Source organism: Variovorax sp. LjRoot130 (assembly GCF_964253755.1).
In the GTDB taxonomy this organism is placed as follows: Bacteria; Pseudomonadota; Gammaproteobacteria; order Burkholderiales; family Burkholderiaceae_C; genus Variovorax.
Genome location: NZ_CAXURM020000002.1, coordinates 591350 through 609624, shown reverse-complemented (window position 1 = coordinate 609624; position 18275 = coordinate 591350). Strand labels below are relative to the sequence as shown.

The 18275-nt window shown below is 67.4% G+C and carries 17 protein-coding genes; 9 read left to right on the top strand and 8 right to left on the bottom strand.

Annotated features, from left to right (window positions below; translation table 11 throughout):
- Nucleotides 1-8: 8 nt before the first annotated feature.
- The 3 genes from ACSQ86_RS32630 to ACSQ86_RS32620 all read right to left on the bottom strand — a co-directional run bounded on the left by ACSQ86_RS32630 (nucleotide 9) and on the right by ACSQ86_RS32620 (nucleotide 3811).
- On the bottom strand, nucleotides 9-1157 hold the full coding sequence (locus ACSQ86_RS32630; protein ID WP_436310503.1) for an acyl-CoA dehydrogenase family protein: 1149 nt from the start codon (nucleotides 1155-1157) through the stop codon (nucleotides 9-11).
- Nucleotides 1158-1176: 19 nt separating this feature from the next.
- Nucleotides 1177-2775 carry an AMP-binding protein gene (locus ACSQ86_RS32625; RefSeq protein WP_436307044.1) on the bottom strand — a complete coding sequence of 533 codons (1599 nt, stop codon included), beginning with the start codon at nucleotides 2773-2775 and terminating at the stop codon, nucleotides 1177-1179.
- Between the two features lie 130 nt (nucleotides 2776-2905).
- The gene (locus tag ACSQ86_RS32620; protein WP_436307750.1) at nucleotides 2906-3811 is read right to left on the bottom strand and encodes an SDR family NAD(P)-dependent oxidoreductase; all 906 of its coding nucleotides are present in this window, start codon (nucleotides 3809-3811) and stop codon (nucleotides 2906-2908) included.
- A gap of 182 nt (nucleotides 3812-3993) precedes the next feature.
- Between ACSQ86_RS32620 and ACSQ86_RS32615 the strand changes: the two genes are divergently transcribed.
- The 9 genes from ACSQ86_RS32615 to ACSQ86_RS32575 are packed head-to-tail and all read left to right on the top strand — an operon-like array spanning nucleotide 3994 to nucleotide 12439.
- Nucleotides 3994-5457 (top strand): 3-oxoacyl-[acyl-carrier-protein] synthase III C-terminal domain-containing protein, encoded by a 1464-nt coding sequence (locus ACSQ86_RS32615; protein WP_436310502.1) that lies wholly within the window; start codon nucleotides 3994-3996, stop codon nucleotides 5455-5457.
- Nucleotides 5450-6655: an acetyl-CoA acetyltransferase gene (locus tag ACSQ86_RS32610; protein WP_436307046.1), complete on the top strand. Its 1206-nt coding sequence runs from the start codon at nucleotides 5450-5452 to the stop codon at nucleotides 6653-6655. The genes ACSQ86_RS32615 and ACSQ86_RS32610 overlap by 8 nt, the downstream gene beginning before the upstream one ends.
- Nucleotides 6656-6703: 48 nt before the next feature.
- Nucleotides 6704-7474 (top strand): SDR family oxidoreductase, encoded by a 771-nt coding sequence (locus ACSQ86_RS32605; RefSeq protein ID WP_436307047.1) that lies wholly within the window; start codon nucleotides 6704-6706, stop codon nucleotides 7472-7474.
- Nucleotides 7475-7486: 12 nt separating this feature from the next.
- Nucleotides 7487-8284 carry an enoyl-CoA hydratase-related protein gene (locus ACSQ86_RS32600; protein ID WP_436307048.1) on the top strand — a complete coding sequence of 266 codons (798 nt, stop codon included), beginning with the start codon at nucleotides 7487-7489 and terminating at the stop codon, nucleotides 8282-8284.
- Nucleotides 8285-8303: 19 nt separating this feature from the next.
- Complete coding sequence (locus ACSQ86_RS32595) at nucleotides 8304-9860, top strand: enoyl-CoA hydratase/isomerase family protein (protein WP_436307049.1); 1557 nt, start codon at nucleotides 8304-8306, stop codon at nucleotides 9858-9860.
- Nucleotides 9857-10321, top strand: a complete 465-nt coding sequence (locus ACSQ86_RS32590; RefSeq protein ID WP_436307050.1) for an FAS1-like dehydratase domain-containing protein — start codon at nucleotides 9857-9859, stop codon at nucleotides 10319-10321. Before ACSQ86_RS32595 ends, ACSQ86_RS32590 begins: the two co-directional genes overlap by 4 nt.
- Nucleotides 10318-10716 (top strand): MaoC family dehydratase, encoded by a 399-nt coding sequence (locus ACSQ86_RS32585; protein WP_436307051.1) that lies wholly within the window; start codon nucleotides 10318-10320, stop codon nucleotides 10714-10716. The genes ACSQ86_RS32590 and ACSQ86_RS32585 overlap by 4 nt, the downstream gene beginning before the upstream one ends.
- The gene (locus ACSQ86_RS32580; RefSeq protein WP_436310501.1) at nucleotides 10713-11954 is read left to right on the top strand and encodes an acetyl-CoA hydrolase/transferase family protein; all 1242 of its coding nucleotides are present in this window, start codon (nucleotides 10713-10715) and stop codon (nucleotides 11952-11954) included. The genes ACSQ86_RS32585 and ACSQ86_RS32580 overlap by 4 nt, the downstream gene beginning before the upstream one ends.
- 8 nt (nucleotides 11955-11962) lie before the next feature.
- Nucleotides 11963-12439, top strand: a complete 477-nt coding sequence (locus ACSQ86_RS32575; protein WP_436307053.1) for a PaaI family thioesterase — start codon at nucleotides 11963-11965, stop codon at nucleotides 12437-12439.
- On the opposite strand, the gene ACSQ86_RS32570 is transcribed toward ACSQ86_RS32575, so the two are convergent.
- The 5 genes from ACSQ86_RS32570 to ACSQ86_RS32550 are packed head-to-tail and all read right to left on the bottom strand — an operon-like array spanning nucleotide 12420 to nucleotide 18256.
- On the bottom strand, nucleotides 12420-13961 hold the full coding sequence (locus ACSQ86_RS32570) for an AMP-binding protein (RefSeq protein WP_436310500.1): 1542 nt from the start codon (nucleotides 13959-13961) through the stop codon (nucleotides 12420-12422). The genes ACSQ86_RS32575 and ACSQ86_RS32570 overlap by 20 nt on opposite strands.
- Nucleotides 13962-13967: 6 nt before the next feature.
- Nucleotides 13968-14933, bottom strand: coding sequence for a Bug family tripartite tricarboxylate transporter substrate binding protein (locus tag ACSQ86_RS32565; RefSeq protein WP_436307055.1), 966 nt, complete (start codon nucleotides 14931-14933; stop codon nucleotides 13968-13970).
- A complete protein-coding gene (locus tag ACSQ86_RS32560) occupies nucleotides 14930-15862 on the bottom strand; it encodes an SDR family oxidoreductase (protein WP_436307056.1) in 933 nt (310 codons plus the stop codon). Before ACSQ86_RS32560 ends, ACSQ86_RS32565 begins: the two co-directional genes overlap by 4 nt.
- Nucleotides 15863-15870: 8 nt before the next feature.
- The gene (locus ACSQ86_RS32555; protein ID WP_436307057.1) at nucleotides 15871-17067 is read right to left on the bottom strand and encodes an acyl-CoA dehydrogenase family protein; all 1197 of its coding nucleotides are present in this window, start codon (nucleotides 17065-17067) and stop codon (nucleotides 15871-15873) included.
- Between the two features lie 22 nt (nucleotides 17068-17089).
- Nucleotides 17090-18256, bottom strand: a complete 1167-nt coding sequence (locus tag ACSQ86_RS32550) for an acyl-CoA dehydrogenase family protein (RefSeq protein WP_436307058.1) — start codon at nucleotides 18254-18256, stop codon at nucleotides 17090-17092.
- Nucleotides 18257-18275: the final 19 nt, after the last annotated feature.

Here is an 18275-nt window from a genome sequence, read left to right as displayed (position 1 = left end):
CCTCCGCTTCAATATTGGACGGCCGCGCGCCCGATGCGCTCGCGGGCAATGATGAGCTTCATGATGCCGGCGGTGCCGTCGCCGATCTCCAGGCCCATCACGTCGCGCATGCGCTGCTGATGCGGCAGGTCCTTGCTCCAGCCATAGTGACCGAAGGTCAGCAGGCATTGGTGGATGACGTCGAAGGCATTGCGCGGCCCCATCCATTTGCACATCGCCGCCTCCGAGGTGTGCGGCTGGCCCGCGTCGCGCAGCGCCAGCGCGTGGTAGCACAGCTGGCGCACCGCAGCGATCTGCGACTCGCCTTCCGCGAGCGGGAAACTGACCCCCTGGAACTGGCCGATCGGCCGGCCGAAGGCCTCGCGTTCCTTCGCATAGGCCCAAGCCTCGTCGAGCGAGGCCTGCGCGGCGCCACAGCACTGCAATCCGATCAGCGCCCGGCTGTAGTCGAAGCCTTGCATCACCTGCGTGAAGCCCTTCCCCTCGTTGCCGAGCATGTGACTTGCAGGCACGCGCACATCGTCGAAGAACACGGATCCGCGGCCGATGATGATGCTGCCGACGTCATCGAAGCGGGTGCGCGAGATGCCTTTCGCGCTGGCAGGAACGAAGAAGGCCGTGACCCCCTTGGCGCCCTCTTCCGGCCGACCGGTGCGGGCGAAGATCAGATAGGCATCGGCGCAGTCGGCAAAGGTGATCGAGGTCTTCTCGCCGTTGAGGACATAGTGGTCGCCGTCGCGCCGCGCCTTCAGTTGCAGGTTGCTGGCGTCGGAACCGCCGCGCGGCTCGGTTAGGCAGATCGCCACCACCGCCTCGCCGCGCGTCATGCGCGGCACCCACTCCTGAACGAGCTCGGGCTGCGCATGGCGCATCAGGATCGCAGCATTGAGCGAAATGCCCACGGGCACGGCACTGACATTGAAGTCGCCATACGCCAGTTCTTCGGCGATCAGGCCGGTGGTGACCGCGTCGGCGCCAAGCCCACCGAGCTCTTCAGGCAGATCGGCGCCGAGAAGGCCCAGGCGGCCCATTTCGGCGATCAGGTCGCGATCGAGCACGCCGATCTTCTCGCGCTTCTGATAATCCGGAAGCAGACGCTGGCGCGCGAAGCGCCGGGCAGTCTCCTGCAAGGCCTTTTGATCGTCGGTCAGGACCATGGGAAGTGTCTCCTCGGGTTCAATGAACCGCCGCAACGCCATCGACGGAAGCCGCCAGCTCGCGCAGCTTGAACTTCTGCACCTTGCCGGTGGCGGTCCTGGGCAACTCTCCGCACAGCACCACCTTCTCCGGCCAGTACTGCTTGGCCGTCTGCGACGACGCCATGTAGCGGGTCAATTCGTTCATGTCGAAAACCTGGCCCGGCTTGGTCACGACGAACGCGCACGCCCGTTCCCCGAGGCGCTCGTCCGGGTAGCCGACGATGGCTGCAGCCGCAATGGCCGGATGGCGAAGCAGGAGGCCTTCGATCTCGACCACGGGGACGTTCTCGCCGCCGCGGATGATGATGTCCTTGCTGCGGCCGTTGATCCGGATGTAGCCCTCGTCGTTCAGCAGGTAGGCCAGGTCACCCGTGTCGAACCAGCCTTCGGCGTCGAGCGCGTTCAGATCCGGCCGTTTGAGATGGCCCACGAACAGTGAACTGCCCCGGAAGAGCAGGCGGCCGGTCACGCCAATTGCTGCAGGCGCGCCACTCTCGTCGACCACCTTGGTCTCGTTGCCGCGCACTGCCCGGCCATCGGCTAGCGCCGACAGTTCGCGCGAGCGCTCGACCTCGGTCAAGGTACCGGCCACGACTTCCGTCATGCCCCAGATCGAGCACACCGTCAGGTTCATGGCCTTGGCGGCGCGCTCGATCAGCACCGGCGGTACCGGCGCACCGGCGCAGCCGAAAAGGCGAAAGCTGGTCGCACCCGGATCGCCGGCCTCCACGGCAACCACGAGATCGTTCAGGAACGGCGTCGCGGCAGAGCTGTAGCTCACCTGCTCGCTGCGCGTCAACTCCAGCGCCGCGAGCGGCTCCCACACGTCCATCAGCACGATGGTGGCGCCCAGCATGAGCGGCATCATCGTGAGGTAGGCATAGCCCATCAGGTGGCCGACCGGCGATGCAGCCAGCACCACGTCGTTCGGCGTCAGATGCAGATCCTCGATGGAAGTCAGCAAGGTGGAGAGCAAGGTGTTGGAGGTGTGCATCACGCCTTTGGGCGCGCCGGTCGTCCCCGAACTGAACATGAGCAGCGTCACATCGTCGGGTTGCAAGGGGCTGGCCTCCGGAGCCGGCGTACCGCTGCCTAGCAATACCGTGTCGAACCCATCGGCGCCGCTCTCTCCCACCACCACCAGTCGCTTCAGATGGGAAAGCTGCGGCACAAGGCCGCGTGCCATGGCCGCATGGTCATGCCCTCGATAGCGTGCCGGCACGATCAGGACCTTCGCTTCGCAGAAGTCGAGCATGTAGCCCAGCTCGCGCTCCCGCAGGATCGGCATCAGGGGGTTCACCACCGAGCCAATGCGCGACGCGGCAAGCGCAACGACAACGAACTCCCAGACATTCGGGAGCTGCATAGAGACGACGTCCCCCGGCCCGATTCCGATCGAACGCAACGAACCCGCCGCCCTCGCCGCGAGATCGTCCAGCTCGCGATAGCTGATGCGACGCGCAGCTCCGGCGCCCTGAACGTGGGCCACAAGCGCAACCTTGTCCGGAAAAGCCTGGACCGCGTCCCTGAAACAGTCGTTGATGGTCTTGTCCGTCCACCAACCATGCGCCCGCATGGCGGCGGCTCGAGAAGGTGTGAGCGTTGTCTCGAATCGCATGATCTAGTCCCCCGGAATAACTAGTACAGTAGCGTACGATCTATATGAGTACCTACTGGGATTACCCTGATTTCGCGCCGCACACAGCTCAGACGGGGTCCCAGGTGAATACATCCCCTGAGCGGTCCAGTGGAAAGAAGCCCGCGCGCAGCATCGGCAACGCCGTTTCGATCACGCTTTCCGGCGTCCAGCCCTCTGAGCGATGCGCATTGCGCACCGGCCGCGGCTGGCTGAAAAGATAGATCTCGTTATTGCGCACGCCGAAGATCTGGCCCGTGACATCGCTCGCCGCATCGGCACACAGGCCCACCACGAAAGGCGCGACGCGTTCGGGGACCAGTTTCTTGAGTGAATCGACCCGCTTCTTCTGCTCGGGCGTCTCGTCGGGAATCGAATCGATCATGCGTGTCCACGCGAAGGGCGCCACCGCGTTCGAACGCACGCCGAACTTCTGCATGTCCATGGCGATCGATTTCGACAGCGCTGCGATGCCCAGCTTGGCGGCGCTGTAGTTGGCCTGACCGAAGTTGCCGATCAGGCCCGAAGTGGAGGTCATGTGCACGAAGCTGCCGCTGCCCTGCGCTTTGAAATGAGTCGCTGCTGCACGGCTCACGTTGAAGCAGCCCTTCAGGTGCACGGCGATCACGTCGTCGAACTCCTGCTCGCTCATGCGGTGGAAGATCGCGTCGCGCAGGATGCCGGCGTTGTTGATCACGATGTCGATACGGCCGAAAGTATCGACCGCCGCCTTCACCATGTTGTGGGCGGCATTCCAATCGGCGACGGAGCCCCCGTCCGCGATGGCCTTCCCGCCCACCGCCTGGATGGCGGACACAACCTCCAGCGCCGGCTGTTCCGCCTCCGGCCTGCCGTCGAGCCCCGCGCCGAGATCGTTCACCACCACGCTCGCACCCGCCTCGGCCAATGCCAGCGCAATGCCGCGTCCCACGCCACGGCCACCGCCTGTCACCAATGCCACCTTGCCCTCGAGCAACCTGGTCATTCGCTTGCTCCCGAATTGAATCGCATCATCTGTCTCCTCTTGGAAAACGCCACCTGCGCGCCCCGGGGAAAACCCGGATCACCTACGCCAGAATTGGCTTGCCCGAATATCGTTCGCTAGCGTATCATCAATCACATCACGATATTTCGCAAGACCAGCCAGGCAACGTTTTCATGGTCCCTCCGACGAACGAATTCGGCGTGCTCGCCACTACCCGCTACCTGCCGCGGCTGCGGCTCGATCGGGCCGAGCTTTTCGCCCAGCACCGCTGGATGGCCGCCGGTCTGAAGGCGCATGCGCGGGGGCATCGCGCCATGGCCTCGTGGGATGAGGACAGCATCACCATGAGCGTCGAGGCGGCGCGCCAGTTGCTGGCCTCGCTGCCTTCGCAGCCACCGTCCCAACTGACGCTGGTCTCCACCACCCTGCCTTTTGCCGACCGCCTGAACGCCGGCGTGGTAGCGACCGCACTCGGGCTGCCGAGCGACGTGGTCCTGCGCGACCTGGCCTCCAGCCCGCGCGCGGCGACGACCGAACTGGCCTCGGCATTGGCCGAAGGGCTTCCCGCCACGCGCTTGCTGCTGGCCGCCGAGCGCCGCACACCGCGGCCCGCGAGCGCGCAGGAGATGATCTTCGGCGACGGCTCCGCCGGCGTGCTGGTTGGCCATGGACCCGCGATCGCGACCTTCGTCGCCCACCATGGCGCGCATGCCGATCTGGTCGATCACTTCCGGGAGGCCGGCAACGACCACGACTACGGATGGGAAGAGCGGTGGGTGCGTGACGAGGGCTACATGAAGATCGCCGTCGACGCGATCCGCCAGTGCCTGACGAAGGCCGGCACCACGGCCGCCGAGATCGCACGCTTCGTGCTCCCCGCACCCCTGCCCCGCATCAACGAAGCCGTCGCCAAGCGCGTCGGCATCCGGCCCGAGGCGCTGGTGACGACCCATGCCGAATCCGCCGGCGACCTCGGCGGCGCGCAGCCGCTCGCGATGCTCGACACCGCGCTGCGCGCGGCCGCGCCAGGCGAGCTGATCCTGGCCGTCGCCTTCGGCAGCGGCTGCGATGCGCTGCTGCTGCGACGCACGGCCTTGCCCTGCCCCGGCGCTGAGCCCGACGAGGGCCGGTCCGAGACCAGCTACATGAAGTACCTCTCGTTCACCGGCCAGATCGCGCTCGAATGGGGCATGCGCGCGGAGATGGACAACAAATCGGTTCTGACCGCGGCCTGGCGCGAAGGCGCACACATCGCCCACTTCGAGGGCGGCAAGTGTTCGGCCTGCGGCACCGTGCAGTTCCCGTTCTCGCGCCTGTGCGTCAACCCGGCTTGCCGTGCGCAGGACACGCAAGAAGCCACGAGCCTGGCCGACACCGTCGCCCGCGTGCTCTCGCACACCAGCGACTGGCTGGCCTATACGCCGGCGCCGCCATTCCAGTTCGGCCACGTCGACTTCGATGGCGGTGGCCGCGTGCTGATGGAGTTCGCGGACACCGACGCCGACGAACTGAGCGTCGGCCTCCCGCTGCGCATGGTGTTCCGCGTGAAGGATTTCGACGCCAAGCGCGGTTTCCGGCGCTACTTCTGGAAGGCGACGCCGGTTCGCCAAGCCGCACAAGGAGCACCCCATGGCTGAAGGCATCCGCGACAAGGTCGCCATCCTGGGCATGGGCTGCTCGCGCTTCGGCGAGCGCTGGGACAGCGGCCCCGAAGACCTGATGCTCGAAGCCTTCAACGAGGCGATGGCCGATGCGGGCATCGAGGTCGCTCAGATCGAAGCCGCATGGCTCGGCGTGTGTCTCGAGGAGAACAACGTCGGCAAGACCGCCGGCCCGCTGGCCCAGGCGCTTCGCCTGCCGCGCATCGCCGCCACCCGCGTCGAGAATGCCTGCGCCACCGGCACCGAAGCGCTGCGCGGCGCGGCCTATGCGGTGGCCGCCGGCGCCTATGACATCGTGCTCGCGCTCGGCGTCGAGAAACTCAAGGACACCGGCTACGGCGGCCTGCCGGTACGCACGCGCGGCGTCAGCAACGACCTGTGGCTGCCCAACGCCACCGCGCCGGGTGCCTTCGCCCAGCTGGCGGCGGCTTATGCGGCCAAGCACGGCGTCAACAAGCGCGAGCTCAAGCGCGCGATGGCGCACATCTCGGTCAAGAGCCACGCCAACGGCGCGCTCAATCCGAAGGCGCACCTGCGCAATCGCATCACCGAGGACGACGTGCTCAAGGCGCCGATGATCGCCGAGCCGCTCGGCCTCTTCGACTGCTGCGGCGTCAGCGACGGCGCGGCCTGCGCCATCCTCACCACGCCGGAGATCGCGCGGCGCCTCAGGCCCGATGCGGAAGTCGTGAGCATCAAGGCGGTGGAGATCTCGGTCAGCAACGGCGAGGAGTCGGCATTCAACAACTGGGACGGCGCGCACATCGCGACCGCACGCACGGCCGGCGAGCGCGCCTACCGCAGCGCCGGCATCACCGCGCCGCGCGAGCAGATCCACCTGGCGGAGGTGCACGACTGCTTCTCCATCACCGAGGCGGTGCTGATGGAAGACCTGGGCTTCAGCGCACCGGGCCGCGTGATCCACGACGTGCTGGACGGCGTGTTCGACTTGAACGGAAAACTGCCGGTGCAGGCCGATGGCGGGCTCAAGTGCTTCGGTCATCCGGTCGGGGCGTCGGGGCTGCGGATGGTCTATGAGATCTACCAGCAGATCCACGGACGGGCGGGCGAACGCCAGCTGAAACGCGTCGACCTGGGACTCACGCAGAACCTCGGCGGCCATCCCCACCAGAACGTGAGCGCCGTGGCCATCGTGGGGCGCTGCGGCGCCTGAGGCAGCTCACTCCAACTTCACCATCCACATCTCTAGGAGACAACGCGCATGAGAGGACTCAAGGGAAAGACCGCCATCGTGACCGGCGCCGGCAGCGGCATCGGCCGCGCCATCGCACTGCGGCTGGCGGCCGAGGGCGTCACGGTCGGCGTGTTTGACGTCAGCGAGAAGGGCGCGGGCGAAACCGTCGCCGCGATCGAGGCCGCCGGCGGCAAGGCCGTCGTCGCCGTGGCCGACATCACCGACTACGCGGCCGTGGTCGCCGCGGTCCAGGCCTTCGAGGCATCGACGGGCGCGGGCACCGACATCCTGGTGAACAACGCCGGCTGGGACACGCCGATGCCCTTCCTCAAGACCGACGAGGCTTTCTGGAAGAAGGTGGTCGCGATCAACTGGTTCGGCCCGCTGCACGTGACGCATGCGGTGGCGCAGGGCATGGCAGCACGAAAGTCCGGCCGTATCGTCAACATCGCCTCCGACGCGGGCCGCGTCGGCTCCAGCGGCGAGGTCGTCTATTCCGGCTGCAAGGGCGCAACCATCGCCTTCGCCAAGGCGCTGGCGCGCGAGCTGGCGCGCAGCAACGTCACCATCAACAACGTCTGCCCCGGCCCGACCGACACCCCGGCCATGGAAGCATTCGTCGGCACCGGCGAGCAGGGTCAGAAGATCCGCGACGCCATGGTGCGCGGCGTTCCGCTGGGCCGCATCGGCGTGCCCGAGGACTACCCCGGCCTCGTCGCCTTCCTCGCGAGCGACGATGCGGCTTTCATGACCGGCCAGACCATCAGCGTCTCGGGCGGTCTCACCATGCACGGCTAAGGAGACCAGGCGATGAACAAGGAATACAAGGACATCCTCTACGAGCTTCGCGACGGCGTGGTGCGCATCACCATCAACCGACCCGAGGTCTATAACGCTTTCCGGCTGCAGACGCTGGAAGAGCTGATCGACGCCTTCCAGCGCGGCGGTGAAGAGAAAACTGCAAATGTGATCGTCTTCGCCGGCGCAGGCGACAAGGCCTTTTGCACCGGTGGCGACCAGAAGGTTCACCTGAGCGAGGACGGCCTCTACGGGCCGCGCGGCACCGTGGGCATGCCGATCGAGGAATTTCAGACCGCGCTGCGCGACGTGCGCAAGGTCACCGTCGCCAAGGTGCAGGGCTTCGCCATCGGCGGCGGCAACGTCTTCGCCACCATGTGCGATCTGACCATCGCTTCCGAGAAGGCCACATTCGGCCAAGTCGGCCCCAAGGTCGGTTCGGTCGACCCGGGCTGGGGCACCGCTTACCTCTCGCGCATCGTCGGAGAGAAGAAGGCGCGCGAGATCTGGTTCCTGTGCCGCCGCTACACGGCGCAGGAGGCCTGCGACATGGGCCTGGTCAACAAGGTCGTGCCGCATGAGCAGCTCGACGCCGAGGTCGACCAGTGGTGCAGGGAGATCAACGAGATGAGCCCGACGGCGCTGACCATCGCCAAGCGCTCCTTCAACGCCGACAGCGAGAACATCCGCGGCATCGGCTTCCTCGGCATCCAGGCTGTCAAACACTACTACCAGAGCGAGGAATCCAGGGAGGGCGTGCGCGCATTCAACGAGAAGCGCAAGCCCGACTTCAAGAAGTACGCCGGCTGACCGGCCGCGGAGGTTGCCGATGCTGATTCGCAGCGAGTTGGGCGACGACGGGGTTCTGCTGGCCACGATCGACATGCCCGAGCGGACGATGAACGTGTTTTCGTTCGCGTTGATGGATGCGCTCGAGGCGCTCATCGACGACGTGAACGCGACGCCCAACGTGCGCAGCGTCGTGATCACCTCGGGCAAGTCGTCCTTTCTGGCTGGGGCCGACCTCGTGATGGTGCGCGGCTTCACCGAGCCCGGGCCGGACGACACGCCGGACGTGATGTTCGAGCGCTGCGGACGGCTCGGGCGCCTGTTCCTTCGGGTCGAGGAATCGGCCAAGCCGTGGGTGGCGGCCGTCAACGGCACGGCGCTCGGCGGCGGCCTCGAACTGGCCATGGCCTGCCGGGCGCGGCTCGTGGCCGACGACCCGCGCGCCCTCATCGGCCTGCCCGAGGTGCGCTGGGGCTTGCTGCCGGGCGCGGGCGGGACGCAACGGCTGCCGCGCTTCGTCGGCTTCGAGGAAGGCATGTCGATGCTGCTGACCGGCCGCGCCGTCTCGCCGAGGCGTGCGGCCGAAATGAAGATCTTCGACGGCGTGGTGGCACCGCAAGACCTGCTGGCCGAGGCGCGCTTGCTCGCGCTCGGCCTGCTGGGTCGGGCGCCCGACAACGCGTCCAAGTTCCCCGATCACGCCCAGACCGACGTGCCTGCGCATTCACAGGAAGAGACGCGTCGTGTCGCCCGCGCGCACGGCGTGTCGGATGCCGATTTCGACCGCTACCCAGCCCACGGCGCGATCATCGACAGCGTCCTGCTCGGCGCGCGCAAGCCACTTGCCGAGGCCACCAACATCGAGATGCGGCAGTTCCTGCGGCTGATGTTCGATCCGGTCGCCGGCAACATGGTGCGCACGCTGTTCCTGAACCGCCAGCGAGCGGACCGCGAAATGGCTGCGCCACGCGAGCTTCGCATCGAGCGCATTCTGCTCGGGCCGCTGTCCGCCACACGCCGGGCGTGGCAAGAGGCAGTCGGCGCGTCGAAGCTCGTGCAAGCGAGCGATGCGACGCTGCCCCCCGACACCGCGTCCATCACCGACACCCAGGGTTGCAACCACCGCGTCGCCTTGCGCACGCTCGACGACGCCAAGGCCGCACAGCCCTTTGACGAAGCCGCCGCAGTGCTCTCGCCAACCGGCCCTTACGGTCGCGTGCTCGAGATCGTGGCGAAAGACGATGCCACGGCGCAAGCGCTCGCCGCCGTCGCCGCGCGCCTGGGCGCCCTTCCCTGCCGCAGCCGTGGCAACAAGAGCGCCCTGCTCCAACTCGCGGCGGCGGGCGATGCACGCACCGGCGGCCCTGCGCTGGATGCGCAGTCGCTGGCTGCGATGCAACTCTTCGCCGACGGCGATGTGACAGATCCCGAGCTCTTGGATGTTGCGGCCTGCACCGCCGGCATCGCACCCGCATTCAGCGGCGGCCCGTTCACGCACCTCTGGCAGCAGCGGAGCCGCCTGACGGCGTGCCTGAGCGGCCCGGCTGCAGACGCGTGGCCGGCCCTTGAACAGAAGCTCGCAAAGGCCTATCCGTGATAGACCGCAAGCACATCGGCTTCAGCACCCCGCCGAGCTCGGTCACCATCGATGTCTGGCGCGTCAGGCTCTTTTGCCAGGCCATCGGCGAACGAGACGCCGTGTACTGGGATGCGGAAGTCGCAGCCAAGGCCGGATACAAGGCCTGCCCGGTGCCGCCCACCTTTCTCAAGGCGATCGAGACAGAGCACTTCAGCAGCGCCATCCTGATGGAGCGGCTCGGCGTGCCGCTGCGCACCGTGCTGCATGCGGCGCAAAGCTTCGACTACCATCTGCCGCTGCATGTGGGCGAGCGGATCGAGATCAGCCGCCGGATCCGCGACACCTACGACAAGCGCGACGGTGCGCTGAGCTTCATCGTGATCGACACGCAGTACCGGCGCGACGGCATCACGGTCGCCAGCAGTTGCCAGACGATCGTGACGCGCAACGGGCTCGCGTCGACGGAGCAGGCAGCATGAACGGTTCCGCAGCCCAGCCACCCGAACAGATCCGCCTCGAATGCGGGCCGATCACCGCAGTGGACCTGGCGCTGTATGCCGCGGCATCGTCGGACCACAACCCGCTGCACCTGGACGAGGACACGGCACGCGCCGCGGGCTTCGATCGCCCGGTGGTTCATGGCATGCTGACCATGGCGATGGCCGCCCGCCTGATGACGAGCCATTTCGGGCCGAACGCGCTTCGTTCGCTCGAAAGCCGCTTCCTCAACATCGCGCTGCGCGGCCAGCGCATCGTGCTGACCGGCACCCTCCAGGGCGCGAAAGACGGCGTCGCCAGCTATGCGCTCGATGCGCGCAACGACGAGGGCCGCCAGTTGATCACGGGAAGCGCATCGGTGCGCGTCGCCCCATGAAGCGCCTCGCCGACCACCTGCAGCCCGGTGCCCGGGTCTTCGTCCCGGGGCTGTGCGGCGAGCCCACGCTGCTGCTGCGCGAACTGGCACAAGATCCCGAGCGCGCGCGCGGCGTCCGATTTGTCGGCGTGCAGTTTCCCGGCATCGGCAGCGCGGACTACCTGGGCCTCCACCCCGAGGCGCAGCAGACGGCCTTCTTCATGTCGCCCTCCGTTCGGCAAGGGTTGCGTGAACGCCGCGCAGAGCTGCTGAGCCTGGACTACCCCGGCATCGCACGGCACCTGCAGCAGTGCCCGCCCTTCGATCTCGCCATCGGCCACTTCAGCCCGCCCGACGCGGAGGGCTGGTGCAGCGCCGGCGTGTGCAGCGATTTCCTGCCCATCGCCTGGGCGCGCGCGAAGCGGCGCGTGGCTCAGCTCAATTCCTCGATGCCTCGCACCGGCAGCGCATTCCGCGTTCATCTGTCTGAACTCGATGCCGCGATCGAGGCCGACATCCCGTTGACCACCTTCTCGGAGGCCGCGGGCGGCAGCGAGACAGAGCTGCGGATCGGCCGCCTGGCCGCCGAGCTGGTGCGCGACGGCGACACATTGCAGTTCGGCATCGGCTCCGTCCCCCTGGCGCTGGCCGGCTCGCTCACCTCGCACCGCAGGCTCGGGCTGCATACGGGCATGGTGTCGCAGGCGGCGCGCGCGCTCGACGAAGCGGGGGCGCTCGATCCCGATGCGCCGATCACGACCGGCGTTGCGCTCGGCAACGCCTCACTCTACGAATGGGCCGGCCGCCATCCGAACATCCGCTTCGCCGACGTGCGAAGCACGCACGATCCGACAGGCCTCGCGGCGCTTCCGCGCTTCGTCGCCATCAACTCGGCGGTGGAGGTCGACCTGTTCGGCCAGGTCAACGCCGAGCGCAACGATGGTGCGCTCCAGGCCGGATCCGGCGGCCTTCCCGTGTTCGCCCAGGGCGCGTTGCGCTCGCCCGGCGGCCGCCTGCTGATCTGCATGGCGGCCACCGCGAAGCGCGGCACGCTGTCGCGCATCGTGCCCTCGCTCGGCGCGCAGGGCCTGTGCACCCTGCCGCGCCACATGGCCGATGTCTTCGTCACCGAGCATGGCGTGGCGCAGGTGCGCGAGCTCGGGCTGGACGACCGCGCCGAAGCCCTGATCGCCATCGCGGCACCGGAACATCGTGCCGGGCTGGAAGAAGCCTGGCGCGCGATTCGCAACCGACTTTGAAGAAGAACATGGACGAGCTCCCCGAAGGCTTCGAACCCGTGAGCATCGGCGGCCACTTCGCCAGCCGAAACGGCCCCCTGCACGCGCGCTGGCACGGCGGCCATCTGCTCGTCGGCTTTCGCGTCGGCCCACCCCACGTCAATCCGATGAATGCCTGTCACGGCGGCATGTTGGCGACAGTGGCCGACATCCTGCTATCGACCGCCGCCCAGTACCAGACCCCGCTCGGCCGCCGCTTCCTGCCGACCATCAGCCTGCAGATCGACTATCTGGCGGGCGCGAAGCTCGGCGACTGGGTCGAGGGACGCGCCGACATCCTGCGCACCACGCGCAACCTGCTGTTCTCCCAAGGCCTGCTCACGGTCGACGGCACGCCGGTACTGCGCGCCAGCGGCGTGTTCAAGATCGGGCCGCCCACACCGCTCGACAAGGACGATGCCGGGCTCCAGCTGCCGGGAATGCCGCTCAGCGTGCAGGCGGAGTAGAAAGCCCGTCGCGCAGCACCCGTCGCAAAAGCTTGCCGGTGGGCGAGCGCGGCAGCTGCTCGACGATGCGGATTTCGGACGGCTGCTTGAACTTGCCCAGGCATTCGCGGTTGTGCGCCTCGACCTCCGCCACCAGCCCTTTCGGGTCAGCCAAACGGCTGCGGTCGGGAACGACAAAGGCGATCGGACGCTCGCCGAAGCGCTCGTCGCTCATCCCGACCACCGCGCACTCCCACACGCCAGGGACCTCGAGGATGGCTTGCTCGATCTCCTGCGGGTAGATGTTCACGCCGCCCGAAATGATCATGTCGTCCTGGCGGTCGGTGAGATAGAGGTAGCCATCGGCATCGACATGGCCGACGTCGCCGAAGGTCTGCCAACCCTGCGGGCTGGTTCGCGCCGCAGTCTTCGCAGCTTCATTGAAGTACGCGAAGGGCGTGGTCCCGGAGAAATGGATGACGCCGGTCTCGCCGGCCGGGAGTTCGCGCCCATCGGTGCCGAGCACATGGATCTCGCCCTTGTGGCATCGCCCCACCGAACCCGGCTTGCGCAACGACTCCTGCGAATCGATCAGCGTGAGCCCCACGCCTTCGCTGCCCGAGTAGTACTCAAGCAGGATCGGCCCCCACCAAGCGATCATCCGGCGTTTGAGCGCCGCGCTGCAAGGCGCCGCGCCATGCACGGCCACACGATGCGAAGGGCTCGAGAACGCCCGGCGCCGCGAGTCGGGCAACGCCAGCATGCGCTGGAACATGGCGGGCACCCACTGGCTGTGCGTGATGGCCTCGCGCTCGAGCATGTCGAGGGCAAGTGCGGCATCGAAGCGCTCCATCACGTGCACCGTGCCGCCCGCGGCCGTCACCGCCAGCGCGAAGCGCAGCGGCGCAGCGTGGTAGAGCGGCGCGGTCGAGAGGTAGCGCACGCCCGGCTCGCCCAGGCCGAACAGCTTCAGCAGGTCGGCGGCGAAGGCCGGTGTGCCCTGGAAGTCCTCCGGCGGCAGCGGCCGCCACACCCCCTTGGGCGCGCCCGTGGTGCCGGAGGTGTAGACCATCAATGCGCCGGGCGGCTCGTGGTCTCGCGCTGTGGGCGGCTGCGCCTCGGCCAACGATTCGAGGGATTGGCAATTCGCGATCGCGCCGCCGATCGAAAGCCATTCGACATCGCCCGCCACCGTATCGGCCAGCCGTGCGGCCGGTTCGCCGAGGCTCGCATCCAAGACCACGAGCCGGGCTTCGGCATTCCGGACCATGTACGCCGCCTCGCCCACGGCCAGCGTTGTCGGCATCGGTGTGAGATAAAGACCGCAGCGGTACGCGCCCCAGGCCAGGGCCAGCGCCTCCAGCCGGTTGCCAATCAGGCTGGCGACGTGATCGCCGCGACGCAGACCCTTATCCGCAAGCACACGTGCATACCGGTTCGCCATCGCCTCCAGCTCGGCATAGGAAAGCCGTGCATCACCGCACACCACGGCCGGGTGATCGGGCGCACGCGTCGCGCATCGACGCAAGTCCGTCGGACCCATGGCCGCTCAGTCCTTGCGCAGCAGGCCGAGGCGTCCGAGCATCTCGCGCTCGGTCGTGACGGTGCGCCGCGCAAAGGCCTCATAGTCCTGCGAGTTCATGTAGATCACCGGCAGCATGTAGCGGTCGAAGGCGGCCAGCACTTTCGGATCTTCCAGCGCGGCCTTGAAGGCATCGTGCAGGATTTTGACCACTGCCGGGTCGGTGCCGCGCGGCACGCCGATGCCGAAGGGCGACTCGTTGACAATGTCCACGCCGGCCTCGCGCAGCGTCGGCACGTCGGGAAAGGCCTTGGCGCGCTGGGCGCCCATCGTGGCCAGCACGCGCAGTTTTCCGGCCTCCACATGCGGTGCGAACTCCGTGGTGCCAGCCATCATCGATACCTGCTTGCCGAGCAGTGCGCCCAAGGCCTCGATCGACCCTTTGTAGGCGACCGCCGTGAGCGGAACGCCGGACTTCGCAGCGAGCTCCTCCATCGCCAGATGAGGCGTGGTGCCGATGCCGGAATGGCCGTAGCTCAACGCGCCCGGGTGGCTCTTGCCGTAGGCCAGCAAGTCGCTAAGCGTCCGGTACGGCGCGTCAGCCGGCACCGCCACGCCGAAAACGAAGCCACCCAGCCCGACGACGTACGCGATGTCGCGCAAGGGGTCGAAGCTGGTCTTCTGCATGAAGGCGATGCGAAAGACCGCCAGCGGCATCAACACCGCGGTGTAGCCGTCGGGCTTGGCGGAAGCCAGGGAAACGGTGGCCAACGCGCCGCCGGCGCCGGGCCGGTTCTCCACCACCACCGGCGTTCCGAGCTGGCGCGAGACGGCATCAGCCAGCGCGCGACACACCGCATCGGTGGATCCGCCCGGCGCGGCGGGCGCGAGCAGCGTGATCGGCCGGGAGGGAAACTTCTGCGCAGCAGCCTGCGTGGACAGCGCGAGCCCGATGGCCAACAGGCCGGCCCACCGGAGGATCGCAAAGCTCATGATGCTGCGCCGCCGGTGCTTCGCTGGGCCTTCTCGGCCTCGGCCCGGCCGCGCACCAGCGCCTTGGCCTCGGCCCAGTCTTCCGGCGTGAGCTTGCCAAGCTCCGCAAAGGTGCTGGGCGCGGCCAGGTGATGGCCGCCGTCGATGGCGATGTTCTGCCCGGTGAGGTATTCGCAGCCGTCGGCCTGCAGGAAGGTCAGCAGGTGCTGCAGCTCGCTCATCCTGCCGAAGCGCCCCATCGGCACCTGCTCGGACGATGCGGCGCCCACATTCGCCTTCGGGATCGGCGCCAGCTTCTCCCACGCACTTTCGGTCGGGAACGGCCCCGGCGCCACAGCGTTCACGCGGATGCGGTGGCGCCCCCACTCGACCGCGAGCGACATCGTCATCGCATGCACGGCGGTCTTGGCCATCACCGAAGGGAGCACGTAGGCCGAGCCGGTCCATACCCAGGTCACGAGCATGCTGACCACCGAGCCGGGCAGGCCCTGCGCGATCCAGCGCCGGCCGCAGGCCAGGGTGGAATGGAGCGCGCCGTCCATCACGGTCGAGCGAACGGCCTCGAAGCCGCGCGGACTGATCTCGGTGGACGGCGCAATGAAGTTCGCCGCGGCGTTGTTGACCAGGCCGGTCAGCGCACCGCCCTGCCAGATCCTCTCGACCATGGCGTCGATCTGCGAAGCGTCGCGCACATCGCAGACATGCGATGCGATCGAGCCGCCATGCGCTGCGAAACCGGCGAGCTCGGCCACGGCCTCGTCGAGCACGCCTTGCCGCCTGCCGCACACGTGCACGGCCGCACCGTGTGCGACGAAGGCGCGCGCCAGCTCCTTGCCCAGACCCGTGCCGCCGCCGGTGATGAGGATGCGCTTGCCGCTCAGCACGTCGGGCCGGAAGGGGTCGTTCGAAATGGCGTCCGTCACTTGCATGTCTCCTGTCAGGTCGGATTCACGCCGACCACGCCTTCGCGTTCGCCGTGGCGCGGCCGGAAGCCGGCAAAGAGGTTGCGCCCAATGATGTGTTTCATGATCTCGATCGAGCCGCCGGCAATCTTGACGATACGGGCATCGGCGTAGGCGCGGGCAATCGGGTATTCCCACATATAGCCCCAGCCGCCGAAGAGCTGCAGGCACTCGTCGACCACGCGGCAGTGCAGGTTGCTCAGGAACATCTTGGCCATCGCGGCATCGATGGGGTCGAGCCTGCCTTCCATGAAAAGCTGGATGCACTTGTCGGTGAACTGGCGGCCCACGGCCGTGTCGGTGGCGAGCTCCGCCAGCTTGAACTGGGTGTTCTGGAAGTCGCCGATGGTCCTGCCGAAGGCCTTGCGCTCGCCGGTGTACTGGACCGTGTACTCGATCACCCGCTCGGCCACCGCCGCCGAACGGATCGCCTGGGCAAGCCGTTCCTGCGCGAGCTTGGTCATCATCAGTTCGAAGCCCTTGCCCTCCTCGCCCAGCATCGCGGAGGCCGGCACGCGCAGGTCGTCGAAGAACAGTTCGGAGGTGTCCTGTGCCTTCATGCCCAGCTTGTCGAGGTTCTTGCCGCGGCGGAAGCCCGGCAGGCTGGTGTCGACCAGGAACAGCGTAATGCCCTTGGCGCCGGCCGCCGAATCGGTCTTGGTGGCGAGCACGAGCACATCGCACATCTGGCCGTTGGAAATGAAGACCTTTTGCCCGTTGATCAGGTAGTCGTCGCCGTCGCGAACGGCCTTGGTGCGGATGGCCTTGAGGTCGGAGCCGGCGTGTGGCTCGGTCATGCCCAGTGAGCCGATGGCCTCTCCCGCCACCATCTTCGGCAACCAGTGCTTCTTCTGCGCCTCGGTGCCGAAGGACTTGATGTAGGTGGCGACCAGGTCGCAATGGATCAGGAAGCCTGGGCCGGTGTAACCGGCAGCGCCGATCTCCTCGAACACCACCACGTCGAACAGGTAGTCGGCACCAAGGCCGCCGTACTCCTCGGGAATCGTGCAGCACAAGAGGCCCGCCTCGCCCGCCTTGCGCCACAGCTCGCGCGGCACGACGCCATCTCTTTCCCAGTCGGCGTGGTGCGGTGCGATCTCCTTGTCGATGAAGCGCCGCACGGTGTCGCGGAAGGCCTCGTGTTCCTGCTGGAATAGTTCTCTCTTGATCACGATGAGCTCCGTTTTCAGTGCGTCAATACGACTTGGGCAGGTCCAGCACCTTCTCGGCGATGAAGGACAGGATCAGCTGCTCGGTGATGGGCGCAATGCGTGTCACCACCACCTCGCGCAGCAATCGCTCGACGTGGTACTCCTTGGCGTAGCCGAAGCCGCCGTGCGTGAGCACGGATTGCATCGCCGCCTCGTAGCCTGCACGCGCGCCGAGAAACTTGGCACTGTTGGCCTCGGCGCCGCAGGGAAGGTGCTGGTCGTAGAGCCAGGCGCCTTTCATCACCATGCACCATGCAGCCTCCAGTGCCATCCAGCGCTCGGCCAGCGGATGCTGAATGCCCTGGTTCTGGCCGATGGGACGTCCGAACACCACGCGCTCGCGCGCATAGCGCGTCGCGCGGCGCAGGGCATCCTGGCCGATCGCGATGGCCTCGGCCGCGACCAGCAGCCGCTCGGGATTCAGGCTGTGCAGGATGTAGCCGAAACCCTTGCCCTCCTCCCCGATGCGATCGGAATCGGGGATGAACAGGCCGTCGATGAAGATCGCGTTGGAATCGACGGCCTTGCGTCCCATCTTCGGAATGCGGCGCACCTCGATCTTGCTGCGATCGAGCTCGGTGTAGAAGATGGTGATGCCATCGGTCGGCCGCGCGCAGTCCTCGAGCCTGGTGGTGCGCGTGAGCAGCATGATCTTGTTGGCGACCTGCGCGGTCGAGGTCCACACTTTCTGGCCGTGGACGAGGTAGCCGCCCTCCACCTTTTGTGCAAAGGTCTTGATCGCGGTGGTGTTGAGCCCCGCGTCGGGCTCGGTGAAACCGAAGCAGCACTGGTCGCGTCCCTCGACCAGCGCCGGCAGCCAGCGCGCGCGCTGCTCGGGCGTGCCGAACACCACGATTGGATGCGGCCCGAACAGGTTGATATGCACCGTCGAGGCCGCCGCCATGCCGCCGCCGTGGCTCGCCACCTCGTGCAGCATGATGACGGCCTCGGTGACGCCCAGTCCGGCGCCGCCGTACTCGGGCGGCATGGTGATGCCGAGCCACCCGGCCTTGGCCATCGCCTGATGGAACTCGCGCGGGAACTCGCCGTCGTCGTCGCGCGCGAGCCAGTATTCGTCGTCGAACGAACGCACGACCGCGCCGACGCCGTCGCGGATCGCGCGATGATCCTCGGTGATCGAAAAATCCATGCCGGTTCTCCGTTTCTCG